General features: G+C 70.1%; 13 protein-coding genes and 1 pseudogene. 8 read left to right on the top strand and 6 right to left on the bottom strand.

Annotation, left to right across the window (positions count from 1 at the left end):
• Positions 1–390: 390 nt before the first annotated feature.
• Positions 391–786, top strand: coding sequence for an RNA polymerase sigma factor (locus ACA514_RS38410; protein ID WP_375046206.1), 396 nt, complete (start codon positions 391–393; stop codon positions 784–786).
• A gap of 43 nt (positions 787–829) precedes the next feature.
• On the opposite strand, the gene ACA514_RS38405 is transcribed toward ACA514_RS38410, so the two are convergent.
• Positions 830–1,303 (bottom strand): MarR family winged helix-turn-helix transcriptional regulator, encoded by a 474-nt coding sequence (locus ACA514_RS38405; RefSeq protein WP_375046205.1) that lies wholly within the window; start codon positions 1,301–1,303, stop codon positions 830–832.
• 111 nt (positions 1,304–1,414) lie between these two features.
• Between ACA514_RS38405 and ACA514_RS38400 the strand changes: the two genes are divergently transcribed.
• The 5 genes from ACA514_RS38400 (at position 1,415) to ACA514_RS38380 (ending at position 7,178) form a co-directional block, all read left to right on the top strand.
• The gene (locus tag ACA514_RS38400) at positions 1,415–2,695 is read left to right on the top strand and encodes an MFS transporter (RefSeq protein ID WP_375046204.1); all 1,281 of its coding nucleotides are present in this window, start codon (positions 1,415–1,417) and stop codon (positions 2,693–2,695) included.
• A gap of 708 nt (positions 2,696–3,403) precedes the next feature.
• Complete coding sequence (locus tag ACA514_RS38395; protein WP_375046214.1) at positions 3,404–4,360, top strand: LysR family transcriptional regulator; 957 nt, start codon at positions 3,404–3,406, stop codon at positions 4,358–4,360.
• Positions 4,357–5,403, top strand: a complete 1,047-nt coding sequence (locus ACA514_RS38390) for a hypothetical protein (protein ID WP_375046203.1) — start codon at positions 4,357–4,359, stop codon at positions 5,401–5,403. The genes ACA514_RS38395 and ACA514_RS38390 overlap by 4 nt, the downstream gene beginning before the upstream one ends.
• A 280-nt stretch (positions 5,404–5,683) precedes the next feature.
• A complete protein-coding gene (locus tag ACA514_RS38385; RefSeq protein WP_375046213.1) occupies positions 5,684–6,040 on the top strand; it encodes a transposase in 357 nt (118 codons plus the stop codon).
• 43 nt (positions 6,041–6,083) lie between these two features.
• Positions 6,084–7,178 carry an IS630 family transposase gene (locus ACA514_RS38380; RefSeq protein WP_375046202.1) on the top strand — a complete coding sequence of 365 codons (1,095 nt, stop codon included), beginning with the start codon at positions 6,084–6,086 and terminating at the stop codon, positions 7,176–7,178.
• On the opposite strand, the gene ACA514_RS38375 is transcribed toward ACA514_RS38380, so the two are convergent.
• Both ACA514_RS38375 and ACA514_RS38370 read right to left on the bottom strand, forming a co-directional pair.
• On the bottom strand, positions 7,175–9,106 hold the full coding sequence (locus tag ACA514_RS38375) for a WD40 repeat domain-containing serine/threonine protein kinase (RefSeq protein ID WP_375046201.1): 1,932 nt from the start codon (positions 9,104–9,106) through the stop codon (positions 7,175–7,177). The genes ACA514_RS38380 and ACA514_RS38375 overlap by 4 nt on opposite strands.
• Before the next feature lie 350 nt (positions 9,107–9,456).
• Positions 9,457–9,663, bottom strand: a complete 207-nt coding sequence (locus tag ACA514_RS38370) for a tyrosine-type recombinase/integrase (RefSeq protein ID WP_375046200.1) — start codon at positions 9,661–9,663, stop codon at positions 9,457–9,459.
• A 53-nt stretch (positions 9,664–9,716) separates the two neighbouring features.
• Between ACA514_RS38370 and ACA514_RS38365 the strand changes: the two genes are divergently transcribed.
• Positions 9,717–10,310, top strand: a complete 594-nt coding sequence (locus tag ACA514_RS38365) for a hypothetical protein (RefSeq protein WP_375046199.1) — start codon at positions 9,717–9,719, stop codon at positions 10,308–10,310.
• Between the two features lie 21 nt (positions 10,311–10,331).
• Positions 10,332–10,589 (top strand): hypothetical protein, encoded by a 258-nt coding sequence (locus ACA514_RS38360; protein WP_375046198.1) that lies wholly within the window; start codon positions 10,332–10,334, stop codon positions 10,587–10,589.
• 195 nt (positions 10,590–10,784) lie between these two features.
• Here ACA514_RS38360 and ACA514_RS38355 read toward each other — a convergent pair whose 3' ends face one another.
• The 3 genes and pseudogenes from ACA514_RS38355 to ACA514_RS38345 form a co-directional block, all read right to left on the bottom strand.
• Positions 10,785–11,126, bottom strand: a complete 342-nt coding sequence (locus ACA514_RS38355) for an LOG family protein (protein WP_375046197.1) — start codon at positions 11,124–11,126, stop codon at positions 10,785–10,787.
• 29 nt (positions 11,127–11,155) lie between these two features.
• Positions 11,156–11,443: pseudogene (locus tag ACA514_RS38350) on the bottom strand (hypothetical protein); the annotation flags it as partial.
• 32 nt (positions 11,444–11,475) lie between these two features.
• Positions 11,476–12,846, bottom strand: a complete 1,371-nt coding sequence (locus ACA514_RS38345) for a PLP-dependent aminotransferase family protein (protein WP_375046196.1) — start codon at positions 12,844–12,846, stop codon at positions 11,476–11,478.
• Positions 12,847–12,904 lie beyond the last annotated feature (58 nt).

Raw genomic sequence — 12,904 nt, 5'->3', positions numbered from 1 at the left:
TCCTCACCCGGGACGGGCGGACGCTCCTGCGCAGGGCGTGGAAGCAGCAGCACGGCGACCTGCGCAGGCTCTTCTTCGACCGGCTCGACCAGGACGACCTGCGCAACCTGGCCACCGTCTGGGCGCGCCTCGCCCCCGAGGACGACGACGCCACGTCCTAGCGCCCGGCGGTGGTGACAACGAGTTTGTGCATTGCCCCGAAATGCAATCGTTAGTACTGGTCTCCAGCCGCCCCTTTTGCATCGTCCACACTCCGAGCGCATGAGCTCCCTCGTCCCGCTGCGGCCGGCCCCCGGGTCTCCTGGAATAGGGCCCGCCGGCCGACGCTGAACGCTTCAGCCGTCGGTTCGGCAATTGCCGGGTGTGGGCGCTCCAGAGACGAGGAGGGTCATGACAACTGATCCGGATGACGCGGAGTTGATCGCCCGGTCGCTCGGCGGCGACGTGGACGCCTTCATGGAGGTGGTCCGGCGCCACGAGGCGGCGGTCGGGGCCTACCTCGTGCGACGGGTCGGCCGGGAGGCGGCCGAGGACCTGCTCGGTGAGGTGTGGGTGGCGGCGCTCGGGTCCCGCGCGAGCTACGACCGCTCGTTCCCCGACGCCCGCCCGTGGCTGTTCGCGTGGCGCACAACATGCTCCTGCGGTCCCGGCCCGGCCGCGTTACCGGACGCGCAGGCAACCATCGCCATGAGCCAACTCCGCACGCAACCGGCCGCCCGGGAGGCCCAGGAGGTACAGGACCCGCCGTTGCCGGACGGACCGTTCCTCGTCTTGCCCCGGATCTGATCGTGGCTGGTCCAAGGCTCTGGAACGGCCCATCGGGAGTGGATCACTCTGGGAGCGCTTCCTCGGCGAGGTGGTTCAGGACTCGTTCGTTGAGGGTCGCGAGGGTGTCGAGTTCGGCCGGGGTGAACAGGCCGATCAAGTGCTGGCGGACCCGGTGCACATGTGCCGGTGCCGCGTTCTCGATGGCGCGCCGGCCCGCGGGCAGTAGGCGGATCATGACGCTGCGGGCGTCGTCGGGGTTGGGTTCGCGGGAGATCAGTCCTCGTTTCTGCATGCCGCGGATCTGGTGGGACAGCCGGCTCTTCTCCCACGCCAACGTGGCGCACAGTTCCCGCGCCGCCATGCGGTCACAGGCGTGCTCGGAGAGTGCCGCAAGGACCGCGTAGTCGGCCTGGGTGAGTCCCGAGTCCTGGAGCAGGTGGCGGTTCAGGCGCGCGTCGAGCTGGTGACCGGCGTGCACGAACGCCCGCCAGGCACGATCTTCATGGGGAGTGAGCCACTTGGGTTCGGTCGGCATACGACCAGGCTAACTCATGGTTGACTCCTCAACCAATAGAGTTATGGTTGAGGAGTCAACCATTCGCGCCCGCACCTACCGGACGTGCGGCACGATCTCGAGGAGTTGCTGATGTCCACCACCGACCATGCGGTGCCCGGGCCCACCCCGGTCATCGCCGATCTGGTCACAGACCCCCCACAGCCCGCGCCCACCCCGGCCGGGCGCCGGCACGCCGTCGGATTCTGGGCTGTCTCGGCGGCGTTCGCGGTCATCATGGGATTCTCCGCGGTCCCGACGCCGCTCTACGGGCTCTATGCGGCGCGCGACGGCTTCGGCCCGCTGACGATCACGATCGTCTACGCGGTCTACGCCGTAGGGGTCATCCTCGCGCTGTTCACCGTCGGACACGTCTCGGATTGGTACGGCCGCCGCCGGCTGCTGATCCCGGCACTGCTCACCGCAGCGCTCAGCGCCATCCTGTTCCTGCTCTGGCGCGATCTCACCGGCCTGATCGTGGCGCGCTTCGTCAACGGCCTCGCCATCGGCGCGACCACCGCGACCGCGACCGCCTGGATCACCGAACTGCACGCGGCCCGCCGCCCCTCCGCGACCCGCCGCCGGGCCGAGATCGTCGGTGCGGCCGCCAACCTCGGCGGGATCGGCGCAGGGCCGCTCATCGCCGGCGCCCTGGCCCAGTGGGTCGCCAAGCCGCTGACCGTGCCCTACCTGGTATTCCTCGCCCTGATGGCGGCCAGCGCGGTCGGGCTCGCCCTGACCCCGGAGACACGCACCCTGGCGTCGGCCGACCGGCCCCGCTACCACCCGCAGCGGATCACAGCGCCGGCACAGGCCCGCGCGGCCTTCATCGGCGCGCTCATCGGCGCCTTCATCGCCTTCGCGGCCCTCGCGTTCTTCATGTCCCTGGCCCCGACGTTCCTCGCCGGGCCGCTGGGCCACCCCTCGCGCGCCCTGGCCGGCGCCGTGGACTTCCTCGTCTTCGCCGCGACGGCGACGGCCCAGATCCTCCCCGCTCGTTACGGGCGACAGGCACTGGCCGGCATCGGCGCGTCGTGGATCACCGCCGGATCGGTCGCCATCGTCGTCGCGGTGCAGCTCAGCACGCCCAGCCTGTGGTTGTTCCTTCTCGGCGGTGCCGTGCTCGGCTTCGGCGCGGGCGCGTACTTCAAAAGCTCCTTGGGCACTGTCATCGCCGCCAGCGATCCCGGTAGCCGCGCCGGTGCCCTGACCTCGTTCTTCCTCACCGGCTACGTGGGCCTGACCGTCCCGGCCGTCGGCCTCGGCGTGCTCGCCCAACACGTTGCCGCCGACACCGCGCTGCTGATCTTCGGCGTGCTGCTCGTCACCGGCGTCGCCACCAGTGCGGCGTTCCTGCTGCACCGCCCGCGGTAACACACGCCCGCGGCAACCCGTAACGCCCCGATCTTCCAACTGACGAGCTGACGGGCGATCACTCAACTACGGCAAGGGGAGAAGATGGTAGCGAGGACAGGCCGAAGCCCGAAAGCTCAAGCCCGCTGGCCACCGGCAGCCTGCGCGGCGGACGCCCATCCGGTGGCCTCGCCGTACGGATGCGGTCGGTCCAGGACAGGGTGGAGTCGGCGACCACCTAGCGGCCTGGCCAGGTGATGGATGGCGGGACGGTCAGGGTCTTGCGGTCGACGCGGAGGATCCGGTGCCAGTGGCCGTTCACGTGGGCGTAACAGCCGGCGGCGGTCGGCTTCCAGTCTCGCGATGCGGCGGAGCGTTGTTTCGAGGTCGTCGCGGCTGGCGCTGTGGGTGGATGCGGTGTTCGGCGCGCTCGGTCCAGCAGGCGGCCTTGCGCTGTTCTCGCACCGCGGATTCGTCCGCGTTCATGGCTCCCTCGTCGGCGGCTCGCGCGCGGTCGGATATGAGGGGCTGCCCCAGCCAGTGTCCGCCCACCGGCGATAGCGGTCGTCAGCCGTGGCGCAGCGGGCGGCACCATGGTCGGCGTGTGCTCGGTGCCGGCGCGGGCGTGTCGTTCACCTTCGGTCTCGGCGGGGCCGGCCACGCCGGACCACGGCATGTAACGATCTTCACCAGAACATCGGCAGGATTCACAACGAGGTCGTGGATTTCATGGAACAAGATTTCGATCTGAGACTTTTGCGCTACTTCCTCGCCGTCGCCGAGGCGGGTACGTTCACCGGCGCGTCCGAGCGCCTCCAGATAACCCAACCTGCGCTGTCGCGAGCGATCCGCACACTGGAGAAAGCGGTCGAGACACCGCTTTTCAATCGCAGCCCGCACGGTGTGGAACTGACTCAGGCCGGACTGCTGCTCAGCCAGGATGCCCGCACGCTTGTTGATCTCGCCGACACGGCGTTGACCCGGCTTTTGCGACTGGGGCAGGAAGAACCGCAGTTGCGGGTAAGTGCCCAGAGTTGTGACATAGATGTCCTGCAGCAATTGGTTGACTCCTACAATAGATGCTACCCAGGCGCCCGTCAGGCATCGGCGAAGGTCGTCGACCGACGGGTCCAGCTCGATCAGGTGCGCGACGGGGAAGTGGACGTGACGCTGCGGAGCGGTCCCGCCGATCTGCAGGGTCTCGAAGCAGACCCCATACGCTGCGACCCGCGGGTCGCGGTGCTCCCTGAATCCCATCCACTGGCCGGGCGGACGAAGGTGCATCGCAGTGAGCTCGACGGCGAGACCTTTCCGGTCTGGGCCTCGCACACCGCCGAAGAAACGGCCTTCTGGACGGGCACGGACCGGACGCCCTATGAGTGGCAGGCCGGCCCGGTGGTGCACGACCTCTCCCAGTTCGTCGCCGGCATCCGCCTCGGCCGGGGCGTCGGTTTCCTCGCGGCTCGCCACGTTCGCGACCTGCCGCGCACGGGGCTGAGCGTCGTGCCCCAGATCGAGGAACTGTCGCCGATCGAGCTGCGGGTCATCTGGGCCGCCCGCGCGACATCGGTCGATGTCGCGCAGTTCGTCCGGCACGCCGGCGAGGCGCTATGCCGGCCAGACATGGAGCCATGCCCGGACGACCTTCGACAAATGATGGAGACCGGAGCTTCCCTGGCAAGGTGAACAAGCGCAGCAGCAAGACCCTCGCCACACCGTCCGCCTCGTCCGCCTCGTCCGCGCCGTCCCTGCTGACCCGCAGGGCGGCGCTCGCCGGTGCCGGCGCCGTCACCCTGGCCGCGGTCGGCGGTTCGGCCGTCGCCGCGGCGGCCGACACCTCCGGCCCGGCCGGCGGAGCCGATCCTGCGCTGGACGCGAGCCACGCCACGCGCAAAGTCGCCGACCTGGTCGTGAAGATGTTCCAGGCCAAAGCGGCCAGGGACCTGGACGGCTTCCTGTCGTACTTCTCAAAACGCCGGCTGACCTACGTCGACCCCATCTGGGGCGGCCAATGGCGCACCTGGGACGAGCTCTACGCGGCAATAGGCGCGATCATGCCCGGGTGGGGCCCCAACGCCGACGCGTACCCGATCAAAATCATCGGCGATTCCCGCAGCGCCATGCTCCTGTTCTATGATTCACCCGAGCTGTTCGGCCACGAAATCCGTTCCATGGCGCCCCTCGACTTCCAAGGCGGCAAGGTCATCCGCCAGGTGGACTACTGGGACGGCAGGCACTTCACCATCCAAGCCACCAAGGACTTCCGGCTGCCCCCCGAGCAGTTCCCCCGTGAATTCGGTGAACGCGCCACGGGCGAGAACGCCTCACCCGTGGTGCGCAGGGTCGCCACCGCCCTGTCGGAAGCCTTCGTTGCCGGAAACGCGGCAGCGGCGGCCGACCTGTTCGCCTTCGACGGGAGCTTCGAGGACCTGACGTTGAAGAGCCGCCTGGTGGGCCGCCGGGCAATCGCCGATTTCCTGAAGCGGGGCTTGCGCCTGCTGCCGTACGGGCCGGGGTCCTCGCTCCGCCACGTGGTCGGCAGCGCGCAGGGCGGCGGCTACGAGTGGAGCAATCCGAACAACCCCGGCGGCGTCCTCGTCAACAACGGCGCCGTCGCGCTCGAACTCGACCGCCACGCGCGCATCACCGCACTGACCGCCCTGTGGGACGGCGCCCTGGTCGGCGACACGCAGCTGGGCGCGATGCTCACCGCGACCATCGAGCACTGAGCCGACAGTAAGGCAACCCGCAGGTAGAAAAAGGGGGTGCCCCATGAGTTCGTCGACCTGGCCGCGCGCTGCTGGGATCAGGCACGCGAGCGGGACCACCGCATGGCGGCACCCCTACTACGGGGATGCGGCTCCGCGGCAGCCCGACCAATGACACCGACTGGCTCAGCCGCTCGGGGATGTCCCGCGTAACCCGCCTCACAGTCGCCGTGACGGCCGCAGAGCCCGCGTATAGTTATCTGCATAGACAATTAGATTGCAGCTGGAAGGGGCTCTGACCATGGCCCATCCTGGGCGGGGGTGTCCTCGAACCCGACCCGATCGGGTGCGGGCGGATAAGGCGTATTCGTCTCGGGCGATCCGCGCTCGCCTGCGCCGCCGCGGGATCGCAGCCACGGTCCCGGTGCCGGCCGACCAGGCCGGTCACCGACGACGGTGGGGCCACCTCGGCGGCCGTCCACCCGCCTTCGATCCGATCGATCACCGCGCCCGCCACGCCGTCGAGTGCGGCATCAACCGTCTCAAGCGTGACCGGGCCATGGCGACCAGATACGACAAGCTCTGCGTCCGCCACCAGGCGGTTCTTGAGATCACCGCCATCAACGAATGGCTCCACCTACTTCGAAACACCGCCTAGTGTTCTGCGCCTGAAATCCGTTGTGTAAATCTATGCTGGGGCGATGGCGAGGACGGGGCGGCCGAAGACGCCGTTTTCCGTGACCGCGGCGGAACGGGCGGAGTTGGAGCGCGGGGCGCGGGCGGCGACCTCAACGCAGGCGTATGCGTTGCGGTGCCGGATCGTGCTGGCATGCGCGCAGCCCGGCGCGTTCCACACGCATGTGGCCGCCGAGCTGGGCGTCTCGCCGCCGACGGTGGCCAAGTGGCGCAGACGATTCATCGAGCACGGCCCGGCCGGGCTGGCCGACGAGCCCCGCCCCGGCCGGCCGCCCTCGATCCTGCTGGACAAAGTCCAGCAGGTGGTCACCCTCACGTTGGAGCAGACCCCGCCGGACGCCACCCACTGGTCAAGGGCCTCGATGGCTGAGCGCACCGGGCTGAGCAAGTCCACCATCGGGCAGATCTGGCGCCGCTTCGACCTCAAGCCACACCGGGCCGACACCTTCAAAATCTCCACCGACCCGCTGTTCGTGGAAAAGGTGGTGGACGTGGTCGGCCTCTACCACCACCCGCCCGAGCGGGCCGTGGTCCTGTGCGTGGACGAGAAATCCCAAATGCAGGCCCTCGACCGCTCACAACCGGTGCTGCCGATGATGCCCGGCATGCCCGAACGGCGCACCCACGACTACGCCCGGCACGGCACCACCAGCCCGTTCGCCGCCTTCAACATCGCCGACGGCACCGTCATCACCGAACTGCACCGCCGGCACCGCGCCGCCGAGTTCAAGAAATTCCTGGTCGCGATCGACAAGGCCGTCCCGGCCGAACTGGAAATGCACCTGGTCTGCGACAACCTCGCCACCCACAAGACACCACTCGTCCACGAATGGCTGGCCCGCCACCCCCGCTTCCACGTGCACCTCACCCCGACCGGATCATCCTGGCTCAACCAGGTCGAGCGCTGGTTCGCCTACCTCACCACCCAGCCCACCCAGCGCGGCGTCCACAAAAGCGTCCACGCCCTCGAAGCCGACGTCCGCGCCTGGATCCAGCAATGGAACACCAACCCCAAACCATTCGTATGGACCAAGACCGCCGAAGAGATCCTCGACTCCCTCGCCCGATATCTACAACGGATTTCAGGCGCAGAACACTAGGTCAGCCTCCACAGGCGTGCCGTCCTGTCTTCGCTGGCACTGGCCAGCGATTTTCCGTCGGGGCTGAAGGCCACCGAGGTGACCGTACCGGTGTGGCCGGCGAGAGTGCGGATGATCTTACCTGTGGCCAGGTCCCACAGCGCTATGACCTCACTGCCTCTGGCCTCACGGCCCACAGTGTTGGCCAGGGTCCTGCCGTCGTGACTGATGGCGATCGGCCCCGTAGAGTCGCCCTGACCGGTCAGGGTGCGGATCTTTCTTCCGGTGGCCACGTCCCACAGCAGTGTGGCGCTGGAGGCGCCGCCGACGGCCAGCGTCCTGCCGTCGGAGCTGAGCGCGATCGACGTGGCCGCTCCGCGCATACTGCCGAAGAGGCGGATGCGTGCGCCGGTGGCGACGTCCCACAGAACGATGTTGTCGGCGCCACCGACCAGGGTGGCGCCGCGGGGACCGAACGCCACCGCGTTGTCCGCGGAGCTGCCGGGGAGCGTACGGGTGACCTTGCCGGTGGCCACATCCCACAACAGGACGTGGCCCTCGGCCCCGTCGGTGGCCAGAGTGCGGCCGTCCGGGCTCGCGGCCATCGCGCGGATCTCAATGTCGAACCCGCCGGGGATACGGCTCTGAGTGGAGATCTTCCGGATCTGCCTGGCCGTGCTGACGTCCCACACGCGGACGATCTCGGCGCCGCTGGTCATCGTCCTCCCGTCGCCGCTGAAGGCGATCGAGACGACCGGGTAGGTGTGACCGGTGAACGTGCGGATCTTCCTGCCGGTGGCCACATCCCACAACAGGATGGTCCCGTCGCCTCCGCCGCTGGCCACAGACCTGCCGTCCGGGGCGAACGCGACGGAGGAGACGACGGCGCCGTGGCCGGTGAGCGAACCGGTAAAAGAGGCGGCAGCGCGCGCGGGCGCGGCCGGGGGATCGCGCCGCTCGCCCCGCTGCGAGGCGATGACCGCGGCCGGGACACCCGTCGCCGCGGCGGCCGCCACGGCGGCGAGGCCGCCCAGAACGAACCGGCGACGGACGGTGCCCGGCGCCTTGCCGCCGTCTCCCGTCGTGGCCCCGGTCCTTCCCAGGCCGGGCTCGGTCATCGTGGTGGAGATGGGGAACGGTCGGTCGGGGACCGAACCGCCGAGCCAGGCCAGCAGTTCGTTAGCGGTCGGCCGTGCCTCGGGGTTCTTGGCCAGGCAGGCGGTGAGCAGGCCGCGGAGTTCACCACCGATGCCGCCGAGTTCGGGTTCGGCGCCGCCGATCCGGTAGACGATCGCCGGCAGAGTGCCGGCGGCGAAGGGGCTGTGCCCGGTGGCCGCGAACACCAGCACTCCGCCCAGGGAGAACACATCGCTGGCGCGCCCGACCTGCCGCGCGTGGACCTGCTCGGGCGACATGAAGGCGTAGGTGCCGACGACCGTGCCGTCCTCGGTGAGCACGCTGGCGTCGGCCTCTCGGGCAATGCCGAAATCGATGATCCGGGGCCCGGAGTCGGCCATCACCACGTTGCCGGGTTTGAGATCGCGGTGCACCAGCCCGCAGGCGTGGATCGCGGCCAGGCCCTCGCTCAGCTGGGCCGCCAGCGCGAGCACCGCCTCGGCGGAAAGGGGGCCCCTAGCCTGGACCAGCTCCTGCAGCGACGGCCCCGGAATGTACTCGGTCACCATCCACGGCGGATCGGCCTCGGGATCGGCCTCCACGACCTGCGCGGTGTGGAATCCGCCGACCCGCTGTGCCGCTTGCACCTCACGGGCGAATCGCCGCCGGTACTTCGGCTCGCCGGCGTATTCGGACCGGATCAGCTTGACCACCACGTCCCGGCCCCCGGGTGAACGGCCGAGATACACCTCACCCATCCCGCCGGCCCCCAGCCGGCCCCGCAGCAGATAAGAACCGACCTGACGCGGGTCCTCGGGCCGCAATGGCTTCACGAGCGCTCTCCCACCCCGAGCAGATTCTAAGAGTCGATCACCAGGTTAGTGCCACACCGCCACACCCCTTGCGAAAATCGTGGGCTGGGCGTCGTTCAGGGGCGGCGCGCAGGAAGAACGGTCGCATGTCCGCCGGAACTAGATGTCGGCTACGAGTCGCCGCCCGAGCGCGGCGGCACGCTTGCGGCAACTGTCTAACGCTCTGCCAGGGGGTCAAGGGGTCGTGGGTTCAAATCCCGCCGTCCCGACAGAGAAAGAACAGGTCAGAGGGGCTTCGGAGATCACTCCGGAGCCCTTTTTCGATCTTCGAGGTCGATGGGGAGCCAAGAGGGGAGCCACCGTCACCCGATCTACGCCGACTTGCTCGGACCGAACACCACGTCGACGACCTCGGCGCCCTTGGTGATCACCGGCCGGAGCTGATGCCGGTAGACCTCCCCGGTGACCGCCGGTGAGGAGTGCCCGCACAGATCGGCGATCGCCTCGATGGGCAGCCCGCCGTCACTCATGATCGATACGAACGAATGACGCAGTTCGCGCTGCCCGTGCGGCGGCACGGCGGAGCGCCTCCGGTGACGTCGGCCGGCCGGCGCCCCTGTCCTCGCCTTCGATGCCTGCGGGCACTGAGGAAACGGCCGCCGAGATCCCCGGCAATCTGGTGCGCGACGTCCTCGAACAGGTGGACAGGGTGCTGGAGGCGTCGAATGACACGCAAGCCGCCCATGACGTGAGCGTCTACAGCGGCAGCGCGGGCGCGCCTCCCGCCCTGTTCTCTGGCGTGACCGGGGCGGAGGTGTTCCTCACCGAGGCGCCCGCGAACGGCGTGGACATCGCAGGGTGGAATGGCCGGAGCCTGCCGCCGCCGGAATGGAACGGCGAGGCGTTCGACCTGAACGACGGGATCGCGGGCGTCGGCTTGGGGCACCTGTACTTCTACCGCGTCGGCGGTCACGCGGCAGACCTATGGGGCCGGTGCGCCATTGCGCGCGAATCGTTCTGCCGGAACAAGTGCTCGGCCCCCTTCCCCCGCGGGGGAGGCCGACATCACCGCGGGACGCGCACGGCCTCGCCGGAGTGGTCGAGCCTTGCGGAGGACACCGGCGACGCATGGGCACGCGAAGCCGCCGCGGACCGCGTGACCGACCTCGCCCTGCGCACCCGCGACCTCATCGCCCAGGTGAGGAACCCGGCCCTGAACCGATGATCGTGTCCTGGTGTCGCGGCCTTGCCGGGGCTCGGGCAGACGTTGCTGCACGCGAGCACCGTGCTGGACGATGCGTCCCTGGGGGCCCTCGCCCGTGAAGCGGGCGACGCATGTGTCGCCCGCATCCCGTGGCTGAGCTCGCTCGGTCAGTGCTGCGGCGCCGCCGGCGTCGGCGACCACCTGCTGAACCTCGCCGTCGCGGAGCGCCCTGAGCGCTACCGGGACGCGGCGTCCGACCTGGCCACCCACCTCCTGCTCCGGAGCGCCGGCCCGCCCTGAATTCTTCACCGCCACCGACACCCCCGACCGCTCGCTCTCCTGGGCCAAGGGGCTCTGCGTCATCCTGAGCTTCTTCCGCAGGCTGGCGCACGGCGGCCCCGGTCGCCTACCGTCTTCCGGCGATGAGCGCCGGACGTTCGGTGCCGCCCCGCCGCGCACACCATGATCCGGCAGCGTGGGGCGGCGCCGCGGACTTCAGCGGCTCGCGGCGGCTCCGGTGGCGTCCGCAAGCCGCTGCAGGACGTCGTCGAGCCGGTCGCCCACGACCACGTCGTCGGCCGTGGCGGGGTCCATGAAACCCGCGTCCGCGGCACGGCGGATCAGGGCGACGAGCGGGTCCCAGAAGCCGCCGATGTCGAGCAGGCCGAGCGACTTGCCGTGCAGCGGCAGCGTCCGCCACGTCCACACCTCGAGCAATTCCTCAAGCGTGCCGAGCCCGCCGAGAAGCGCAGGAACGCCTGCGTACGTTCCGCCATCAGCGCCTTGTGCTCGTGCATGGTGTCCACCACGCCGGGCTCGCCGTCGACCCGGCCCCATTCCCGCCCCACCATGAACCGCGGGATGACGCCGAAGACGCGGCCGCCGTCGATGACACCCTGCGACACCTGCCCCATCAGGCCCGAGCCCCCGCCGCCGTAGACCAGCTCGATACCGCGGTCCGCGAGCTCCCGCCCGGCCGCGTACGCCGTCTTGGCGTGGACGGGATCGAAGCCGTCCCGGGCCCGAGGAAGACCGCCAGCCAGGACAGCCCATGCGCCGACCCCGCCTGCGGGTTTTGAGCGCCCACGGTGGAGAGGCCGCGGTGCTGGCCGGGGCGGGGTGGAGGACCGCTTCAGGGTTGCACACGATTCCATTTTGGAAGATTTCGTCCACTGAATGGGAACTGTTACGTGCCTTGATCGCGGCATGCGCGGTCCAGGGCGGCGGCGACGCGGTCCAGCGTGGCGATCGGCGGGGTGAAGGGCAGCCGGAAATGGTGGGAGTGCGTCGCGTCTGCGGCGAACGACGGCCCGGCGGCCAGCTCAAGTCCGTGGGCGCGGGCGCGCGTCACGACGGCATCGGCCCGCATGCTCGTCAGGCGCAACCACAGGGCGAGCCCTCCGGGAGGAACCGTGAAACGCCAGCGGTCGTCTCCGGACAGCAGTCCGCTCAGGTGGTCGCGCTGGCGCCGCAAAGCGGCCCGCCGGTGACGCAGCACCGGTTCCAGGTCGCGGAGGAGTTCCGAGGCGACCAGCTGCTGCGTCGGCGCGGCGGTCAGCGATCCGCACAGCGGATGGTGGGCCAGTTCGGCGATCAGCGCGGCCGGCCCCCGGATCCAGCCGACCCGCAGGCCGCCCCAGACCGTCTTGGCCGCCGACCCGATGAGGACGGAGCGGGGTATCCGCAGGAGCGGTGCGGGCGGTTCGCGCAGGTCGAGGTCGCGCATGGTCTCGTCGGACACGACGGTCACCCGGTGCTGTTCGGCCAGCCACGCCACCGTCCGCCGGGCGGTGGCCGGCATGAGCGCGCCGGTGGGGTTCTGGAAGTCGGGGACGAGGTAGGCCAGACCGCCTGCCGCGGACCGGAACGCGTCCTGGAGCTGGTCCAGGTCCCAGCCGTCCGTGGTGACCCGGCAGCCGACCAGGCGGATGCCGGCGGCCCGGAAGCCCGCCAGCGGGTCGGAGTAGGTGGGGATCTCCACTGCCACGGCACGGGGACGCAACCCCGCCGAAAGCAGTGCCAGCGCCGAGCGCGTCCCCGAGGTGATGAGTACCTGCTCGGGGCGGGTGGCGAGCCCCTCGCCGGTGTAGCGGTCCGCGATCAGTGACCGCAGTTCCGGCAGGCCGGGGCCCGTCTCCCCGCTCTCGGCCAGGAGCGGGCCGGAACGCTCGGCCGCTCTCAGCAGGGCCTGCTGGTATGTCGCGTGAGGCGCGGCCGGCACCGCCCTTCGAAGGTCGATGACGCCGTCCTCGCCGCTGGCCGAGAACGGTGCGATGCGCGCCGTCGCCTCCGGCGGAAGCCGCAGCGTGCTCGCGCTGCCGTGCCGGGTGTCGACCCACCCCTCGTCCCGCAGGATGCCCAGCGCCGCGATCACGGTGCCCCGGCTGACACCGAGCGCCTCGGCGGCACGGCGCTCGGCGGGAAGCCGGGAGCCGACCCGCAGCCGTCCGTCCAGGGCGGCGTCGCCGACCGCGTCGGCCAGCGCCCGCGCCAGGGCGGCACCTGGCCGTCGCCACGCGCCCAGCGCCGTCACCAGCTGGGTGTTCGTGATGTGCACTGATCCAGTTTGCCAGTATTGGACCAGAGGTGCGCGTCCTGCCCTGGATACCGTTTCC

The sequence above is a fragment of the Actinomadura sp. NTSP31 genome (assembly GCF_041951385.1).
Lineage (GTDB): Bacteria > Actinomycetota > Actinomycetes > Streptosporangiales > Streptosporangiaceae > Spirillospora > Spirillospora napierensis.
This window is presented reverse-complemented; position numbering and strand designations above follow the sequence as displayed.

What these genes read in the sequence shown, in the direction of transcription:
- ACA514_RS38410 (WP_375046206.1), top strand. Translation starts at nt 391, where the DNA reads ATGACAACTGATCCGGATGACGCGGAGTTGATCGCCCGGTCGCTCGGC.
- ACA514_RS38405 (WP_375046205.1), bottom strand. Translation starts at nt 1,303, where the DNA reads ATGCCGACCGAACCCAAGTGGCTCACTCCCCATGAAGATCGTGCCTGG.
- ACA514_RS38400 (WP_375046204.1), top strand. Translation starts at nt 1,415, where the DNA reads ATGTCCACCACCGACCATGCGGTGCCCGGGCCCACCCCGGTCATCGCC.
- ACA514_RS38395 (WP_375046214.1), top strand. Translation starts at nt 3,404, where the DNA reads ATGGAACAAGATTTCGATCTGAGACTTTTGCGCTACTTCCTCGCCGTC.
- ACA514_RS38385 (WP_375046213.1), top strand. Translation starts at nt 5,684, where the DNA reads ATGGCCCATCCTGGGCGGGGGTGTCCTCGAACCCGACCCGATCGGGTG.
- ACA514_RS38380 (WP_375046202.1), top strand. Translation starts at nt 6,084, where the DNA reads ATGGCGAGGACGGGGCGGCCGAAGACGCCGTTTTCCGTGACCGCGGCG.
- ACA514_RS38365 (WP_375046199.1), top strand. Translation starts at nt 9,717, where the DNA reads ATGCCTGCGGGCACTGAGGAAACGGCCGCCGAGATCCCCGGCAATCTG.
- ACA514_RS38355 (WP_375046197.1), bottom strand. Translation starts at nt 11,126, where the DNA reads ATGGGGCCGGGTCGACGGCGAGCCCGGCGTGGTGGACACCATGCACGA.